This is a genomic window from Streptomyces sp. NPDC034049, assembly GCF_055575575.1.
Window position 1 is genome coordinate 100,738 of the sequence record NZ_JBVISJ010000004.1, and the last position, 16,811, is coordinate 117,548.

18 protein-coding genes and 1 pseudogene are annotated in these 16,811 nt (G+C 71.6%); 10 read left to right on the forward strand and 9 right to left on the reverse strand.

Going from position 1 to position 16,811, the window contains the following annotated elements:
- Nucleotides 1–232: 232 nt before the first annotated feature.
- Nucleotides 233–370: pseudogene (locus tag ACZ52C_RS13650) on the reverse strand (TerB family tellurite resistance protein); the annotation flags it as partial.
- Nucleotides 371–497: 127 nt separating this feature from the next.
- On the opposite strand from ACZ52C_RS13650, the gene ACZ52C_RS13655 reads away from it, so the two are divergent.
- From ACZ52C_RS13655 to ACZ52C_RS13690, 8 genes are all read left to right on the forward strand, one after another.
- Nucleotides 498–1,136, forward strand: a complete 639-nt coding sequence (locus tag ACZ52C_RS13655; RefSeq protein ID WP_469074889.1) for a hypothetical protein — start codon at nucleotides 498–500, stop codon at nucleotides 1,134–1,136.
- A 69-nt stretch (nucleotides 1,137–1,205) separates the two neighbouring features.
- Nucleotides 1,206–1,283, forward strand: a complete 78-nt coding sequence (locus ACZ52C_RS13660; RefSeq protein ID WP_469075333.1) for a hypothetical protein — start codon at nucleotides 1,206–1,208, stop codon at nucleotides 1,281–1,283.
- 146 nt (nucleotides 1,284–1,429) lie between these two features.
- Entirely contained in the window at nucleotides 1,430–1,681 is a 252-nt protein-coding gene (locus ACZ52C_RS13665) for a hypothetical protein (RefSeq protein ID WP_469074890.1), read from the forward strand.
- A 59-nt stretch (nucleotides 1,682–1,740) separates the two neighbouring features.
- On the forward strand, nucleotides 1,741–2,052 hold the full coding sequence (locus ACZ52C_RS13670; protein ID WP_469075334.1) for a helix-turn-helix domain-containing protein: 312 nt from the start codon (nucleotides 1,741–1,743) through the stop codon (nucleotides 2,050–2,052).
- Nucleotides 2,053–2,193: 141 nt separating this feature from the next.
- Nucleotides 2,194–2,718 (forward strand): 2-oxo-4-hydroxy-4-carboxy-5-ureidoimidazoline decarboxylase, encoded by a 525-nt coding sequence (gene uraD, locus ACZ52C_RS13675; protein ID WP_469074891.1) that lies wholly within the window; start codon nucleotides 2,194–2,196, stop codon nucleotides 2,716–2,718.
- Nucleotides 2,715–3,128, forward strand: coding sequence for a hydroxyisourate hydrolase (gene uraH, locus ACZ52C_RS13680; protein WP_469074892.1), 414 nt, complete (start codon nucleotides 2,715–2,717; stop codon nucleotides 3,126–3,128). The genes uraD and uraH overlap by 4 nt, the downstream gene beginning before the upstream one ends.
- A gap of 2 nt (nucleotides 3,129–3,130) precedes the next feature.
- Nucleotides 3,131–4,024, forward strand: a complete 894-nt coding sequence (gene pucL, locus ACZ52C_RS13685) for a factor-independent urate hydroxylase (protein ID WP_469074893.1) — start codon at nucleotides 3,131–3,133, stop codon at nucleotides 4,022–4,024.
- A 35-nt stretch (nucleotides 4,025–4,059) separates the two neighbouring features.
- Nucleotides 4,060–5,439: an 8-oxoguanine deaminase gene (locus ACZ52C_RS13690; protein WP_469074894.1), complete on the forward strand. Its 1,380-nt coding sequence runs from the start codon at nucleotides 4,060–4,062 to the stop codon at nucleotides 5,437–5,439.
- 129 nt (nucleotides 5,440–5,568) lie between these two features.
- Here the strand turns inward: ACZ52C_RS13690 and ACZ52C_RS13695 are convergent, their stop codons facing one another.
- Nucleotides 5,569–7,767, reverse strand: a complete 2,199-nt coding sequence (locus ACZ52C_RS13695; RefSeq protein WP_469074895.1) for an alpha-N-acetylglucosaminidase — start codon at nucleotides 7,765–7,767, stop codon at nucleotides 5,569–5,571.
- Between the two features lie 294 nt (nucleotides 7,768–8,061).
- Between ACZ52C_RS13695 and ACZ52C_RS13700 the strand changes: the two genes are divergently transcribed.
- Nucleotides 8,062–9,750 carry a peroxidase family protein gene (locus ACZ52C_RS13700; protein ID WP_469074896.1) on the forward strand — a complete coding sequence of 563 codons (1,689 nt, stop codon included), beginning with the start codon at nucleotides 8,062–8,064 and terminating at the stop codon, nucleotides 9,748–9,750.
- 153 nt (nucleotides 9,751–9,903) lie between these two features.
- Here the strand turns inward: ACZ52C_RS13700 and ACZ52C_RS13705 are convergent, their stop codons facing one another.
- From ACZ52C_RS13705 to ACZ52C_RS13725, 5 genes are all read right to left on the reverse strand, one after another.
- Nucleotides 9,904–10,326 (reverse strand): acyl-CoA thioesterase, encoded by a 423-nt coding sequence (locus tag ACZ52C_RS13705; RefSeq protein ID WP_469074897.1) that lies wholly within the window; start codon nucleotides 10,324–10,326, stop codon nucleotides 9,904–9,906.
- A 98-nt stretch (nucleotides 10,327–10,424) separates the two neighbouring features.
- Nucleotides 10,425–11,081, reverse strand: a complete 657-nt coding sequence (locus tag ACZ52C_RS13710) for a hypothetical protein (protein WP_469074898.1) — start codon at nucleotides 11,079–11,081, stop codon at nucleotides 10,425–10,427.
- 128 nt (nucleotides 11,082–11,209) lie between these two features.
- Nucleotides 11,210–11,809, reverse strand: coding sequence for a histidine phosphatase family protein (locus ACZ52C_RS13715; RefSeq protein ID WP_469074899.1), 600 nt, complete (start codon nucleotides 11,807–11,809; stop codon nucleotides 11,210–11,212).
- 43 nt (nucleotides 11,810–11,852) lie between these two features.
- Complete coding sequence (locus ACZ52C_RS13720) at nucleotides 11,853–12,386, reverse strand: HAD domain-containing protein (RefSeq protein WP_469074900.1); 534 nt, start codon at nucleotides 12,384–12,386, stop codon at nucleotides 11,853–11,855.
- A gap of 110 nt (nucleotides 12,387–12,496) precedes the next feature.
- On the reverse strand, nucleotides 12,497–13,705 hold the full coding sequence (locus tag ACZ52C_RS13725) for a pyridoxal phosphate-dependent aminotransferase (RefSeq protein ID WP_469074901.1): 1,209 nt from the start codon (nucleotides 13,703–13,705) through the stop codon (nucleotides 12,497–12,499).
- 86 nt (nucleotides 13,706–13,791) lie between these two features.
- Here ACZ52C_RS13725 and ACZ52C_RS13730 point away from each other — a divergent pair, with 86 nt between their 5' ends.
- Nucleotides 13,792–14,442 (forward strand): winged helix-turn-helix transcriptional regulator, encoded by a 651-nt coding sequence (locus tag ACZ52C_RS13730; RefSeq protein WP_469074902.1) that lies wholly within the window; start codon nucleotides 13,792–13,794, stop codon nucleotides 14,440–14,442.
- Between the two features lie 256 nt (nucleotides 14,443–14,698).
- Here the strand turns inward: ACZ52C_RS13730 and ACZ52C_RS13735 are convergent, their stop codons facing one another.
- Both ACZ52C_RS13735 and ACZ52C_RS13740 read right to left on the reverse strand, forming a co-directional pair.
- Nucleotides 14,699–15,511, reverse strand: coding sequence for a hypothetical protein (locus ACZ52C_RS13735; protein WP_469074903.1), 813 nt, complete (start codon nucleotides 15,509–15,511; stop codon nucleotides 14,699–14,701).
- On the reverse strand, nucleotides 15,511–16,779 hold the full coding sequence (locus ACZ52C_RS13740) for a VWA domain-containing protein (protein WP_469074904.1): 1,269 nt from the start codon (nucleotides 16,777–16,779) through the stop codon (nucleotides 15,511–15,513). Before ACZ52C_RS13740 ends, ACZ52C_RS13735 begins: the two co-directional genes overlap by 1 nt.
- Nucleotides 16,780–16,811 lie beyond the last annotated feature (32 nt).

Below are 16,811 nucleotides of genomic sequence, written 5' to 3' on the forward strand. Positions count from 1 at the left end.
CTTCGGTCCCCAGACTTCCGGTGAGAACCACGGCTTTCGTCGGGCGGGAGGGCGAGGTGACGCGTACTGCCAGGGGCGGCGACGGGGGTGGCTTACTCCCTGGGGAGTAAGCGGCGGACGGGCACGCCGCCCCGGAAGGGACGCGGGGCTGTTTCGATCTGCGGCTACCGCCGCGATGGGGGGTCCCCCCGCTCGAGCGAAGCCGAGAGTGGGGGACGACCAGCCCTCACCGACCCGCAGCAGAATCAGTACGGGCGCCCTGGAGCAGGATGGCCTCCCGGCCGGCGGGGGCCCGGTGGGGCGCCAGCGGGTCCAGGGCCTCGTGGAGCTCTATGGCCGGCCCGGGCCCGCAGGGTTCGCCCAAGATCCGGCGCCATGCGGTGGGGTGGAGGCGACCGGACCGTATAGCTTGCGCTGGTCGGGCAGGAGGGCCAGGTCGGCTATTGCCTCGCCGCCGTCGGCGGGCAGGTGCCGCACGGCCGCAACCGGTGCAGCGCATGGGCGAAGGAGCCGGTCAGACCGGTGGCGTGGGCGGGATCGTCCTCATCGGCGTCGACGCGCACCCCAAGGACGAAAACCTTCCCGGCAACCTGGTCGGCGTCGAGCCGACGGACAAGGACCGGTTGGTCAGCAGGATGGCCACCACGGTGGACCCACCCCGGTGGAGGCCGGACGTCGTCCCGGTCACCGTGGCCGGCAAGCTGCTTCTGGTGGTGCGCGTCGTTCCCGACAGCGCGCCGACCCCGGTGCGCGGCTTCACGGCGCAGACAGCCCGGCACAGTGCTGCCGAGGTGAAGCAGGTCTTCAATGCTGCGGTGCGCGAGGGGATAGTTCCGCAGAGCCCGTGTGCAGGCGTCAAACTGCCCTCGGTGCCGCACGTCGAAATTGTGCCGCCGGCGCCTGGCCAGGTGAGCGATTTGGCCAGTGCTGTACCGCACCGATATCGCGCCTTCGTCGTTCTGAGTCCAAGCGAGGCATATCGACTTCACTCGCCGCATGGTCAAGGTGGAGCAGCAGCTTCAGCGAGTGCCGGGTGGAAAGGGGGTTCACGTGTGCCCTCCGAAGACGAGGAGGTCTCATCGCAGGGTTCCCCTACCCGGAATCGTCGCGACATCGCTCAAGGCGCATCTCGATGATTCGCCAAGGTCAAGCTCCCACAGGGCACCGGGCCCCACGCCCTACGGCATGCCTACGCCTCTCTGCTGATAGCCGCGGGGGAGTCCGTTAAGGTCGTGTCGGAGCGGTTGGGGCACACCAACGCTGCGATGACCCTGAACGTCTAGAGCTCTCTTCCCTGAGTCGGAGGATCGGACCAGGGCGGCGGTGGACCAGGCGTTCGGACTCATGTCGGGGGAATGTGCCCCGGATGTGCCCTCTCAGCCGGAGGATTGAGGGAACGCGCAGGTCAGAGCGATGCCTTGGGGGCACAGTGCGATTGAGAGTGGAGTTCACGACCGAGCCCTTCGATCTCGACGAGGCCCCGGCGCACGCGCTCGTGGCGCGGGAGGTCGTCGAGGCGGCCGACCTGGACGCGGTCGACGTCGGCCCGTTCGGCAACACGGCGGAGGGGGGAGCCGACGCCGTGCTCGCGGCCGTGGACGCCCTGCTGCGCCGGACCCTCGAGTCGGGCGCAACCCGGATCTCGCTCCAGCTCAACGTCATCGGGGAGGGCGGCGAGTGACCGGCTCCGGCTCCGGCGACGAGCGCTTCGTCGCGGCCGTCAAGCCGCTGGTCGACGCCATGGGGGGCCTCATGCTGCCGCCCGGCGAGGCCGGGCCCGACGATGTCGTCCTGTCCTGGGAGGGCGCCGACGTCGTCGCCGTGCGGCTGCCGCAGCTCGCCGAGTCGCTGGATCACATCCTGGCCGCGATGGAGCGCCAGAAGGGCAGGCCGCTCGCCGACCTGGACCGCAGGGCCAAGCAGGAGGTCGTGCGGACCCTGGAGGCGCGCGGCGCCTTCTCCGTGCGTCACGGGGTGGAGACCGTCGCGACCGCCCTCGGCGTCAGCCGCTTCACCGTCTACAACTACCTCAACCGCGACAAGGAGACCTGAGGGGCGGCTCCGTCCCGCCGAGTGGGCGCGGTCGCCGCGGCCTCGCCGTAACCGCGATTTTTCAACAAACTGTTGACGCGATGTCGTCGCGGGGCGTTAGCTTGCCGTAGCCAGTCCAGTACCGCGGCGACGGAGGCTCCCGTGACTTCGCGTTCTTCGACACCGGGCCTCGCCCGTTTCAACGCCCTGGAGGACCACGCGGCCGCCGCCGTGCTCCATGAGGCGTGCGCCTCGGCCGAATGGGGGCGCAGACTGCTCGACGGCCGCCCCTACGCCGCCGTCGAGGACCTCTTCGCCGCCAGTGACGCCGCCATGGCCGAGCTGAGCGAGAAGGACCTGGCGGAGGCGATGGCCGGACACCCCCCGATCGGCCGCCCCAAGCAGGGTGACGCGACCTCGGCCCGTGAGCAGCGCGGCATGGCCGGCGCCTCCGACGCGCTCAAGGCGGAGATGCTCGAACTGAACCTGGCCTACCAGGCGAAGTTCGGTCATGTGTTCCTGATCTGCGCCACCGGCCGGACCGGCGAGCAGATGCGCGACGCGCTGCGGGACCGGATCGGCAACGCGCCGGAGCGGGAACGCGAGATCGTCCGCACCGAACTGGGCAAGATCAACCGCATCCGCCTGGCCCGGCTCGTCGACGTCGAAGAGGAAACCCGCTCATGAGCACCAGCACGACCGCCTCGGTGTCCACGCACATCCTGGACACCTCCGTCGGCCGCCCCGCCGCGGGCGTCGCCGTCCGCGTCGCCGCCCGCGGCGGACGGGAGGCCGAGTGGCAGGCGCTCGGCGGCTCGGCGACCGACGCCGACGGCCGCTGCAAGGACCTCCCGGCCCTGCCGGAGGGCACCACCCACGTACGCCTCGACTTCGAGGTCGAGCCGTACCTCGCACAGACCGCCGCACAGCCCGTGCGGAAGCAAGCCGAGGCGCAGCAGGACGCCCCCGCGAACCGGGACAGCGGTGCCGTGTTCTTCCCCGAGGTCGTGATCACCTTCACGGTGACGCCCGGCGAGCACTACCACGTACCGCTGCTGCTCAACCCGTTCGGCTACTCCGTTTATCGAGGGAGCTAGCTATGCCCATCCTTGGACCGAACCAGTACGGCAAGGCCGAGAACCGCGTCGTACGCATCACGCGGGACGGCGCCACCCACCACATCAAGGACCTCAACGTCTCGGTGTCGCTGAGCGGCGACATGGACGAGGTCCACCTCTCGGGCTCGAACGCGAACGTCCTGCCGACGGACACCACCAAGAACACGGTGTACGCCTTCGCCAAGGAGCACGGCATCGACTCCGCCGAGCAGTTCGGCATCCATCTCGCCCGCCACTTCGTGACCTCCCAGCCGGCCATCCACCGGGCCCGCATCCGCGTCGAGCAGTACGCCTGGGAACGCATCGAGCACGGCGGCGAGGGCGCGCACTCCTTCGTCCGCCAGGGCCAGGAGACCCGGCTGGCGCAGATCACCTACGACGGCTCGTCCTGGGAGGTCGTCTCCGGTCTCAAGGACCTCACGGTCATGAACTCGACCGACTCCGAGTTCTGGGGCTACGTCAAGGACAAGTACACGACCCTGCCCGAGGCGCACGACCGCATCCTCGCCACCGAGGTCTCCGGCCGCTGGCGCTTCCACTGGACCGACGACGAGCAGCCGGCCCCCGACTGGGAGGCGTCCTACGCGCAGGTGAAGAAGCACCTGCTCCAGGCCTTCGCCGAGACGTACTCGCTCTCACTCCAGCAGACCCTGTACCAGATGGGCGCGCGGATCATCGACCACCGCGACGAGATCGACGAGGTCCGCTTCTCCCTCCCGAACAAGCACCACTTCCTGGTGGATCTGGCCCCGTTCGGACTGAAGAACGACAACGAGGTGTACTTCGCCGCCGACCGGCCCTACGGCCTGATCGAGGCCACCGTCCTGCGGGACGGATGCGAGGCGAGGATCCCGGCGGACCTCACCAACCTCTGAGAGATCCCGAGCGACTTTTGAAGGACGAACGAACCATGGCAGCAACCCAGCGCCTCGTCATCGAGAACGCGGCGATCGCGACGGTGGACGCGCGGGACACCGAGTACGCGTCCGGCCATGTGGTCGTGGCGGACAACGTCATCGAGTCGGTCGGCGAGGGCCGCGCCCCCGAGGGCCTGACGGACGTCGTACGCCGCATCGACGCCACCGGCCACCTGGTCACACCCGGTCTGGTCAACACCCATCACCACTTCTACCAGTGGATCACCCGGGGCCTGGCCACCGACCACAACCTCTTCGACTGGCTCGTCGCGCTCTACCCGACCTGGGCGCGCATCGACGAGCGCATGACGTACGCCGCGGCCCAGGGCTCGCTCGGCATGATGGCCCGCGGCGGTGTGACCACGGCCATGGACCACCACTACGTCTTCCCGAAGGGCTCCGGCGACCTGTCGGGCTCGATCATCCGGGCGGCACGCGAGACGGGCGTCCGCTTCACGCTCGCCCGTGGCTCCATGGACCGCAGCGAGAAGGACGGCGGTCTCCCGCCCGACTTCGCGGTCGAGACACTGGAGGGCGCGCTCGCCGCCACCGAGGAGACCGTGCGACTCCACCACGACGCCTCCTTCGGCGCGATGACCCAGGTCGCCGTCGCACCCTGCTCGCCGTTCTCGGTCTCCACCGAACTGCTGCGCGAGGGAGCCGAGTTGGCCCGCCGCCTCGGGGTGCGGCTGCACACCCACGGGTCGGAGACGGTGGAGGAGGAGAAGTTCTGCCACGAGCTGTTCGGCATGGGCCCGACCGACTACTTCGAGTCCACGGGCTGGCTCGGCGAGGACGTGTGGATGGCCCACTGCGTCCACATGAACGACTCCGACATCGACGCCTTCGCCCGTACGAAGACGGGTGTCGCCCACTGCCCGTCCTCCAACGCCCGGCTGGCGGCGGGGATCGCCCGTGTCCCCGACATGCTGGCGGCCGGCGTCCCCGTCGGCCTCGGCGTCGACGGCACCGCGTCCAACGAGTCCGGCGAACTCCACACGGAACTGCGCAACGCGCTCCTCGTCAACCGCCTCGGCGCCCACCGCGAGGCCGCCCTCACCGCCCGCCAGGCGCTCCGGCTCGGCACGTTCGGCGGCGCCCAGGTCCTGGGCCGGGCGCGGGAGATCGGCTCCCTGGAGCCCGGCAAGCTCGCCGACCTCGTCCTGTGGAAGCTCGACACCCTCGCGCACGCGTCGATCGCCGACCCGGTGGCCGCGCTGGTGCTCGGTGCGGCGGCCCCGGTGACGGCGTCGTTCGTCAACGGCCGGCAGATCGTGGAGAACGGGCGCCTGCTCCATGTCGACGAGGACGCGATCGCCCGCTCGACGAGGGAGCAGGCACGGCGGCTGGCGCGGATCGCCGCCGAGGCGTGACCCGCTGAACTCTGGTCGAGGGGGACGGCCCTCGGCCAGAGCCGTGGACCTCGGCGAGGTCCACGGCAGCCGTCTCCGGGGCGCGCACCCGTGCGCGCCCCGGAACGGTCCAGGTCGGCAGGGCCCCGGTCAGGAGAGTGACGCGAGCCGGTCCCGGACCCGCGTCGCCACCGTGTACGTGTCCCCGGTCGGCTCGGTCGCGAGCGTCCCCGGGTTCCGCGCCCAGCGGTCCTCCAGGGCGAACCAGTCGATCTTCACCGGGGCCCGGCCGGCGGCCAGCGCCGCCCTCAGCTCCTCGAAGTACGTCGACCAGCGCAGCCGGTACAGACCGCCGACCAGCCCCGCCCACTCCCGGTTGGCGTAGTCCCGCAGTCCCGCGTCCGCGCCCTCGCGCGTCCCCCACACGGTCAGCAGCGACAGGTTGTCGTACGCCAGCTGGTCGCGCTCGGCCACGTCCGTGCCCCAGGAGCGAGCCTGAGCGACCCAACGGCCCAGCAGATGACGGGAGTCGGTGGCCACCAGCTCGTCCAGCAGATCCATCAGAGACAGCCAGTCCCCGCTCGACTTCGTGAACGATGCCGCGTCCTTGGCGTCGTACGCCGCCTTGATCTTCGGCAGCATCACCCGGCTGCGATTGGCGAGGGCCTGGCGCGCCACGTCGAGCAGATCACGGCGGTATGCCGTCGAGGTGCGCAACGCGGGTCGCACCAGCAGTAGTTCGGTCAGCGCGGGCTCGAAGTCCGACGCGCTGTAGCGGAGTTGCTTGGGCGACCAGCGGCCGGCCCGTACGACGTTCAGCGCCGGCCGGGCGCCGAACAGGCCGTCGGCGCCCTCGCTCCAGGAGTCGGCGCGGGTGGTGCCGTACGCGGTGCGGCGCAGGATGTCCCAGGCGGCCGCCGCATGCGGATCGAGGGCGCCGTACCGGGCGTGCGCCCACTCGGCGAACCAGGTCTTCAGATCCAACTCGCCCTCGCGCCAGGCAAGTTCGGAGAACAGGGTGAAGGCGGCCGGGTTGTTGTCCGCCGCCTCCGGCATCAGCGCGATCCCCCGCAGCCTGCTGCCGTCCTTGGTGCGCCACTTCTCGTACAGCGCGGCCCAGTCGGGGGTGTTCGCGCCGAGCGCGGTGTGCCCGCCGAAGTTCCAGATCGAACCGAAGGCGTACGGGGTGTCGCCCCAGTCGGCCTCGCGGTCGGTGACCGTGGGGAAGCGGTCGGAGAGACCGTCGACGACGAGCATCCGCTCCTTGTCGACGGCGTCGACGATCGCGCGCGGCGGATTGTGCTGCCAGCCGAGGATCACCCAGATGGCCCCCGCGTGAGCCCGCTGGAGCGCCCGCTCGACGCCTTTCGCCGCGTCGGCCACGGGCACGTCCCCCGGATCGCCGCCCTCGTGCAGCAGATCCATCTTGTACAGCGTCGACGGACCGAACATCTCGTCCTGGACCCGGTAGAAGGCCTCCGCCACCCGCGCGAACTCGTCCCCGCGCGGGTCCAGCCAGTCGGGACGCGCGAAGCCCATCCACTCGCCCTGCGGCACGGTCCGCGCCCCCGGCACCCGCTCCGCGAAGCCCGGCGGGACGGTCCCGAAGTAGCCGGGGAACACCGGTGTCATCCCCAGCTCCCGTGCCCGGTCGGCGATCCGGCGGCCCAGCACGGCCCGCGCGTCCAGGAGCTGCCGGGAGACGGGGGAGGGGAAGGCGGACAGGTTCTGCAGCAGCCACCACGGCTGGTGGGCCGGGCCCGGCACCCACGCCCGCAGCTCCTCCTCCCCGTACCCGAACTCCTGGAACACCCGGTGGTACAGCGCGTCCGCGCCCGCGTAGACGACGACCTCGTTGTAGCCGTGCAGCGCCAGCACGTCCAGCTCGCGCTCCCAGTACTGCCAGTCCGAATAAGCCCCCGTGTAGCCGTCGTTGGTGTCGTTGAGGGCGAAGCGGTGGACGACGTTCGCCCGGCGGCCCACCGTCCCGTCGAAGCCGGGCAGCTCGCGCGGCAGGAGGTTCGTCTGCTCGCCCGCCCAGTTGATCTCGGCGTACGCGATGTGCCTCAAGTACCAGTTCAGGCCGGTGAGTTGGGTGGCCGGTGTGTCGCCGACGACGGTGATGCGCCCGGTGGTCCCCGAGACCCGGAAGGTGTCCTTCTCCTTCCCCTCCGTGAAGACGATCTGCCGCCAGTGGTCCGGCAGCAGCCTTCTGGTCGCCACCGAGGCCGTGCGCTGCGCGTTGTCGGTGCGGGGCGCGTCGTCCGAGGGGATCGCGCGGGCCGAGGTGCAGGCGGCCGCGGAACCGGCGGCGAACGCGGTGAGCAGGGCACGGCGGGCGAGCGGCATGGTGTCTCCGGGATGCGGTGGGGGGTACGCCGTGGGAGGGATACCCGCCCGCCCCCCACTTGTGCGCAGACACGCGGCCACACGGGGGAGAACCTGACGTGAACGGCTCCTTCCTACGTCAATATGAGTAGATTTCCCGGTTCGGGAACCGCTCCTCGCGCTCGACACGTTGTCGGGAAACAGGGATTTATCCGAATGATCGCTTCGCGTCCGGTGGGGGCCGGTACCGACGGGGAGAACCGGAAAGTCCGGTTGTGGCCGTTCGCGGAGCCGGGGGACAGAACGGGGACACACATGGTGCATCGACACCATCGCGAGACCTACTACGTCGTCAACGAGGGCCGGGTCCTGGAGTTCGAGAAGGGGGCGGCGGTCGCGCGCGTGCCGAGCGCGACCGAGCAGCAGATGGCCTTCCGCTTCTCCCGGTTCGGCGAGAAGGGAGTCCAGCTCGACGAGACGCTCCTCGGCAAGCTCGCCGAGGCCATGACCACGGGCACCGGCGGCGCCGACCCCGACTCGGGGGAGCCCGGGGCGTCGGTCCCGGCGGGGTTCACGTATCTCGGTCAGTTCGTCGACCACGACCTGACCCTCGACCGCACCCAGGTGGGGCTGGGCGAACCGGTCCCCGTCGAGGACTTGGTGCAGGGGCGCAGCCCCGCCCTCGACCTGGACTCGCTCTACGGCATGGGCCCGCACCACGCGGGCAGCGCCCGCTTCTACGAGTCCGACGGACGCCTGCGCACGGGCACCACGCTCGGGGTGCCCTTCCCGCCCGAGTCCACGTCCAACGTCGACCGCGAGGGCTTCGACCTGCCGAGGGCGGGCGAGGCGGCCGGCGGCACCCGGGCCGACCAGCGCACCCCGCTCATCCCGGACGCGCGCAACGACGAGAACCTCGCGGTCGGCCAGGTCCACCTGGCGTTCATCCGCTTCCACAACCGTGTCGTCGACCTCCTCGCCGAGCGGGGAGTGCCCGAGCGGCGGTTGTTCCAGGCGGCCCGGGACATCGTGGTGAAGCACTACCAGTGGGTGCTGCGCACCGACTTCCTCCCGCGCATCGTCGACCCGGACATCGTCGAGCGGGTCTTCACCCGCGGGCGCCGGCACTTCGAGCGGCCCGGATACGTCCGGCCCGGCGACTTCCCGACGATGCCCATCGAGTTCTCGGTCGCCGCCTACCGCCTCGGGCACAGCATGGTGCGCGGGGCCTACCAGTGGAACAGCGTGTTCCGCGCGGGCGGACCGGGACCGATCGCCTCGCTCGGCCTGCTGTTCCGGTTCAGCGGCACCGCGGGCAACCTCACGCCCGGTCCGGACGACCTGAGCGACCTCGACGACCCGAACGCCGGGGAGAACCTGCGGCTGCCGACCAACTGGATCGTCGACTTCCGCCGGCTCTTCGACTTCGGCGAGATCGGCCGTGACGACCTGGTCGTGCCGCAGCGCGAGTTCAACGTGGCCAAGCGGCTGGACACCCTGCTCGTCGACCCCCTGTCCACGCTGCCCACCGGCACCTTCGACGGTCGCGGCCGCCCGGCCCCGCCGCCGATCCAGCGCAACCTCGCGTTCCGCAACCTGGTGCGGGCCGCGATGGTCGAGCTGGCCACCGGGCCGCAACTGGCCGCGCAGATGGGCTTCAAGCCCCTGACGGAGGACCAGATCCTGCGCGGCAACGGCGGAGCCGCACTGGACGGTCTCACCGACGCCGAGCGCGCCCGGCTCGTGGAGCACACCCCGCTGTGGTTCTACGTGCTGCGCGAGGCCGAGGTGAACGAGGCGCGTCCCGGCAGCCTCACCGGCGTCGGCGGCACGCTCGTCGCGGAGGTCTTCCACCGGGCGATGGAGGGCAGCCGGAGGTCGATCGTGAAGCACCCGGGCTGGCGCCCGAGCCTCCCGTCCCACCGCAAGGGCAGGTTCACCATGGCGGACCTGCTGCTCTTCGCCTTCGAGAACGACCCGGAGCTGCTGAACCCGCTGGGCTGAGCGGCCGCCGGTCGTGAAGTCCCTGGCGTCGTGGGCCGTGGGTGCTCGCTCACGGTCCGCGGCGCTGGGGGCCGCCGCGGCCCAGAAACCGGACCACGGCACGGGGCCGGCGCCGCCCTCGCCGCACGGAAGGCGCGGGGCCAGGCGACGCCGTCACAGCCCGAACAGCGTGGGGTCCGACGCCAGGGCGCGGAAGTACTCCCGGGGGTCGGCCACCAGCTTGCGGATCCTCAGGTCCATCAGCCCGCCGACACCGGTGATCTCGGCGGCCACCGTGCCGTCCGTCCTGCGCACGGTCTGCTCGATACGGAACGTCCTGCCCTCGCCCCACACGAACGCGCACGTCACCTCGACCTCGTCACCGGCCAGCAGCTCCCGCCGGTAACGGACCGTCGTCTCCAGCGCCACGGGCCCGACCCCCTTGGCCCTCAGGTCGGCCTGGCGTATCCCGGCGGCCCGCAACAGCGACCACCGCGCGTGCTCGCCGTACTGGAGGTACACGCTCTGGTTCAGGTGCCCCTGCACATCGATCTCGTACCCGCGCACGGTCACCGGAACGGAAAACGGCTCGGTCATGACTCCCCCTACTGAGGCCGACGGAACGCCTCCAGCTTACTGAGCGCTTGCTCAGTCGCCCAGGCGGCCTCGGTGCGCCGGGCGCACCGCCCGGCCCGCTACGCCCGCCTCGGCGAGGCCAGCAGATACCGCTCCCGGGTCCGGGGGTCCGTGTGCTCGCCGACCTGCCAGCCCGCCTCCTCCAGCGTCCCCCCGCAGGCCCGAAGGGCCTCCGCGTCGGGCTCCCTCACGGCGACGGCCTCGGGCTGGGGCGTGGCCCGCACGCGGTAACCGCCGCCCGCCGGGTCCGCTCCGGCGGGCCGGTGGCCCGCGGCCTCCAGTGCCAGTGCGGCGGCCTGCACGAGATGCGTGCGCTCCCAGCCGCAGGGGCGGTCCGTGGCGCCGCCGGTGTTGGTCATCCGGCGCAGTTCCACAAGCCCCTGCCAGGCGCTGTGGACCTCACGTGCCCGAGCCGGTCCGGTGGCGGCGGCCTCCTCACCGCCGACCCGCGCGGCGAAGACGCCCGTACCGGCGGGAGCGGTGTTCGTCCGGGCCGGCTCCCGGGGGGCCGTCTCCGGGGCCGGGGCCGGCGCCGTCTCCCGTGTGCGGTGCCCGGCCGGGGTGAGGAAGTGGTCGTGCGGCGGGCGCGGATGCCGGAAGGCCAGCCCCCGCTTCACCAGGGCCGCGAGTTGGTGCTCCGTGCCCGTCAGGCGCCCGGTCACGGGCTCGGCCGCGTCGATGATCCGCCGCTGGGCGGCGGTCGGCGGTCGTGTCACGGCACCCTCCCTCACCTCGATCGGCCGTGGCCCCCCACCGGAACCGGCCGTGGATCCCCTCCCTGACCGGCCGTGGATCCCTTTGTGGATCTCTTCCCCGACCGGTTGTGGGTCGACCCGTCCGAAGGCTACGAGGAGGGTCTGACATTCCACCCCGCGACGACCGGACGCCCGTGCTCCGTGCCGAGTCGGCAGACCGTGCCCGTGGCCAGCTGGAAGAGCGCGCCGTCGGAGGAGGGCAACCCGAGATAGCGGGCGGTGAGGACCCGCAGGAAGTGGCCGTGCGCCACGAGCACCACGCTCCCCTCGTGGTTCGCCAGGGCCGCGTGCACCTTCGCCAGCATGCGGTCGGCCCGCGCGCCGACCTCCTCCGGGCTCTCCCCGGGGTGCTCCGGCGGTCCCGGCGCGACCCCGTCGGTGAACAGGAACCACTCCGGCCGGGTGCGATGGATCTCGACGGTCGTGACACCCTCGTACCCGCCGTAGTCCCATTCGACGAGGTCCGCGTCGACGCGCGCGCCGGTGAGCCCGGCCAGGTCGGCCGTCTCCCGGGCCCGCTTGAGCGGGCTCACGAACACGGCCCCGACGCGGTGCGAGCCGAGCAGCGGCGCGAGGCCGCGCGCCTGCTCGCGGCCGCGGTCCGTCAACGAGATGTCGGTCCAGCTGGTGTGCTGCCCGGACATCGACCACTCGGTCTCGCCGTGCCGCACAAGAAGAAGATCACCCATGCCCCCAGGCTACGAGCCCGCGGCGACGGGCGGCGTCCGTGCCTCACAGAGCACGGGCCCACCGCTCCAACTCCGTGAACTCCGCCTCCCGCAGCCCTCTGCGCGGATCGATCCGCAGCAGCAGCGCGGCGGTGTCGTGGTGCTCGGCCACATGCCGTACGTCGAGGTCGGTGATCATGTCGTCGACCCAGACGAACGGGCGTCCGGCCGCCCACGCCAGGACCTGCCGGGTCTTCCAGTACAGCCCGTCCGGGTCCTCGGCGAAGAGGCCGTCGAACTCGATGACCGGCAGATCGCGAGGCAGCCCGATCACCGGGCCGATCATCTCGTTGGCCTCGTGCATCCACGTCGTCGCCCACGCCAACTCGTAGGGCAGCGCGAGGAGTCGCTCGCCGTGCGCCGGATTGAGGCGGATGCGCAGGCCCCGGCGCAGCCGCCGGGAGCCGGGTTTCTGCCGGGCGGACCAGTTGGCCGGACGGACCCGCCGGGTCACATAGCCGGGAGGGCGCCACCACCGGGCGCCGAAGGGGTTGAGGGGGCCGTCGACGTCGAGGAGGAGCAGAGGGCGATCGGTCATGGGGAAGGACTACCCAGGCCGGGTGTACGTCGACGCCCCGACACCGTGTACGCCGAAGCCGCGATCCGCGTACGCGACGCCGTCCGGCCGCTGCCGGCACCCGGCGTCGACTACTGCCGGTATCCGCTCAGGAAGCGGCCGATCCGGCTGATCGCCGCGTCCAGGTCGTCGGCGTGGGGGAGGGTGAGGATGCGGAAGTGGTCGGGGGTCGGCCAGTTGAAGCCGGTGCCCTGGACGACCTGGATCTTCTCGCGGAGGAGGAGGTCCAGGACGAACTTCTCGTCGTCGTGGATCTTGTGGACCTTGGGGTCGAGCCGGGGGAAGGCGTAGAGGGCGCCCTTGGGCTTCACGCAGGAGACACCGGGGATCTCGTTGAGCTTCTCGAAGACCACGTTGCGCTGCTCGTGGAGGCGGCCGCCGGGGGTGGTGAGGTCGGTGATCGACTGGCGGCCCCCGAGCGCGGCCTGGATGGCGTACTGGGCGGGCGCGTTGGCGCACAGCCGCATGGAGGCCAGCATCGTCAGGCCCTCCAGGTAGTTGCGGGCGTGCTGCTTGGGGCCGGTGACGACCAGCCAGCCGGAGCGGAAGCCCGCGACGCGGTAGGTCTTGGAGAGACCGCAGAAGGTGAGGACGACCAGGTCGGGGGCGAGCGCGGCGGCCGAGTGGTGGACGGCGTCGTCGTACAGGATCTGGTCGTAGATCTCGTCGGCGAACACCATCAGGCCGTGGCGGCGGGCGAGGTCGAGGATGCCCTCGATGATCTCCTTGGGGTAGACCGCGCCGGTGGGGTTGTTCGGGTTGATGATGACGACGGCCTTGGTACGGTCCGTGATCTTCGACGCCATGTCGTCGAGGTCCGGGTACCAGTCGGCCTGCTCGTCGCAGAGGTAGTGGACCGCCTTGCCGCCGGCCAGGGTGGTGACCGCCGTCCACAGGGGGAAGTCGGGGGCGGGGATCAGGATCTCGTCGCCGTCCTCGATCAGCGCCTGTACGGCCATGGAGACCAGCTCGGAGACGCCGTTGCCGAGGAAGACGTCGTCCACGTCGACGTCGAGGCCCCGGTCCTGGTAGCGCTGGGCGACCGCGCGGCGGGCGGAGAGGACGCCGCGCGAGTCCGTGTAGCCGTGGGCCTGGGGGAGCATCCGGATCATGTCCTGGATGATCTCCTCGGGCGCCTCGAAGCCGAACAGCGCGGGGTTGCCGGTGTTGAGGCGCAGGACGCTGTGGCCCGCCTCCTCCAACGCGTTGGCGTGCTCGATCACGGGGCCGCGGATCTCGTAACAGACCTCGCTGAGCTTGCTCGACTGCCGGAACTCCATGCGCCCTCGCCCTCCGGTTCGTTGTGTTGCTTGGTTTTACCAAGTGGGCGCTTGGAAAGTCCAACGACATGTCTAGACTGCGTCCCATGTCACCTCGCCGAAGCTACGACCAGTACTGTTCCGCCGCGCGGGCGCTCGACCTCGTCGGTGACCGCTGGACCCTGCTGATCGTGCGCGAACTGCTGGCCGGGCCGCGCCGCTACACGGACCTGCACGCGGACCTGCCGGGCGTCAGCACGGACGTGCTCGCCTCACGGCTGAAGGACATGGAACGGGACGGGGTGAGCACACGGCGCCGCCTGCCGCCGCCGGGGGCGGCCTATGTGTACGAACTCACCGACCGGGGGCGCCAGTTGCTGCCGGTGCTGCAGGCGCTGGGCGCGTGGGGGGAGTCCGCGCTCGGGGAACGCCGGGCCACGGACGCGGTACGGGCCCACTGGTTCGCGTTGCCGGTGCTGCGGGCGCTGGACGGGCTCGGTGGGCTGGGCGGGGGGAGCGCCGGCCTGGTCGAAGTCCGGCTGGAGGAAGGGGCGTTCCATGTGTGGGCGGGCGCCGAGGAGGGGCCGGTGTACGGGGACGGGCCCGCGCCCGGGGAGGCGGACGTACGGCTGACCCTCGACGCGGACACCTGCGGTGCGCTCGGCCGGGGGGAGTTGGGGCTGCGGGAGGCGGTTCGGGCGGGGCGGGTGGAGGTGGACGGGGAGGGGGCGCTCGCGAAGGAGTTGCGGGAGGGGTAGGGGGTGGGGCCGTTCGAGCGCCGTCGCCGGGTGCGGGTGGGTGGGGGCTGGTCGCGCAGTTCCCCGCGCCCCTGAAAAGCAGGGGCTGCGCCCCGTTGCCTTTCATGCCCGCAGCCCCGTTGCCTTTCAGGCCCGCGGGGCTATGGTCTTTCAGGCCCGCAGGGGCCTGATGCTTTTGGGGGCGCGGGGAACTGCGCGACCAGCCCCCACGCACCCGCACCCGACAGCGGCGCTCAACGGCCCGTGGCGTCAGCCGTCACGCACCCGGCGGCGGCACGTGCCGCGGTCGGCCCGACCCCCGCGTCAGCGTGTACCCGCCGATCCCCGCCAGCGCGGCCAGCACCGCTCCCAGCGCGGTCCACACCCAGCGGTCGCTCCACCAGCCGGAGGCCCACCCGTCGTCGGGTTCGAGCGAGGAGAGGACGGCCTCGGCCGAGGAGTCCTCCTCGTCCTCCTGCCCCGACGTGACGGCGATCCCCGGCACCAACGGCTGGGCCAGCGAACCGTCGACCGCCGCCGAGCCCCCGACCTCCTGGGACTCGACCTCGACCTCGGCACCGACCGGCAGCCCCAGATCGGCCGTGGCCAGCCGGGTCGTGGTCAGCCGGAGGTAGTACGTGCCCGGCAGCGGGTCGTCCGCCCACTCCTCCGACCAGGCACGGACCGTACGCAGGGTGCAGGACAGCTCGACCGAGCCGGCCCCCGCTCCGGCGGTCCGGGTCTGCGCGCCGTACTGACAGGCCTGACGGCGCCGCAGCCCGTCGTACACGTCGATCTGCCAGGTCGAGGAGGACGCCGCCCCCTCGGGCAGCTTGACGCTCGCCCGCACGGTCGGCCGCTGCCCCGCGTCGGCCGGGAACGACCAGTACAGGTAGTCACCGGTCGACGCGCTCGCCGTCGCGGTCTGCCCCTGTTCGAACTCCGCGGCCGTACGGAACGACGTGCCCGCCTCGGTGGGCGCGTCACCGCCGTCCGAGGGGCTCGCGGAGGGCGTGGAGTCCGCGACGGCCGGGGAGACGGCCAGGCCCAGCGCCAGCAGGGCCGCGCTCAACACACGTGTGATCCGCATCAGTTGGTCCTCCAGACCGCGACCCGCCAGCGCGAGAGCCAGCCCCACAGCACACCCGCCAGGAACCCGACGAGCACCAGCACACCGAGCAGCCACCAGCCACGGCCGAGACCGAAGGAGGCCACGTCGGAGGCCTGGTCGGGCCCGTCCACGACGTCGACGGTGATCTCCAGCGGCAGTCCGGGCGTCGTCTTCACACCGCTCGCGGGCGAGTAGGAGTGGGTCACCTGGAGACACACCGTCTCGGCGACGTCCTCGTCCTCCTCGTCCTCGGCCTCCGGCTTCGGGTGGCGCAGACCGGCGGAGATGACATCGGTACGGCCCGTGCCGGCCGCCTCGCCGCGCACGATCTCGCGGTTCTTGGCGGTCACCGCGCGCAGCAGGACCCCGTAGTCCGGGTTGACGTCACGGTCCGCCGCGACGCTCACCGAGGCCCGCAGTTCCTGGCCCGGCTTCAGGTCCACGCGGTACCAGCGCTGCTGGCCGAACTCCTCGCGGTCCGTGTAGAGACCGGAGGTGAGCGTGGGCGCCTCAGCGCATGCCTCGGCGCCCTCCACGGCCTTCGGCACGACCACGGGGTCGGCCGCCCGGTCGACCAACTGGTGGACCCGGTCGGTGAGTTCGTCGCGGTGCTCGATGGAGGTGTACGAGCCGCCGGTCGCCTCGGCGATACAGCTCAGCTGCAACCGCATCTTGGCGTTCGGGACCAGGCCGAGCGTGTCGATGGTCAGGCCGATGCCCTTCGCCGCGATCTCCCGGGCCACCTCGCACGGGTCCAGCGGGGCGCAGGTGTCCTCGCCGTCGCTGATCAGCACGATCCGCTTGGTGCCCTCGCCGCCCTCCAGGTCGTCGGCGGCCTTCAGCAGCGCGGGGCCGATCGGGGTCCAGCCGGTCGGCGTGAGCGTCGCCACCGCCGTCTTCGCCTCGGTGCGGTCCAGCGGTCCCACCGGGTAGAGCTGCGCGGTGTCCTTGCAGCCCGTCTTCCGGTCGTCGCCCGGGTAGTCGGCGCCCAGCGTGCGGATGCCGAGCTGGACCTCCTCGGGCGTGGCGTCCAGCACCTCGTTGAACGCCTGCTTCGCCGCGGCCATGCGGGACTGGCCGTCGATGTCCTTCGCCCGCATCGAACCGCTGACGTCCAGCAGGAGGTTGACCTTGGGCGCGGTGGCCGTGGTCTCGTCGGCGACGGCCGTGGACGGGACCGCGATCCCGACCGTCAGGGCGGCGAGCAGGGCGAACACCCCTGCTGCCAACCGTTGTCTTGTGATCATCGGCGGATCCTATTGATCCGGAGGGGCGTGCT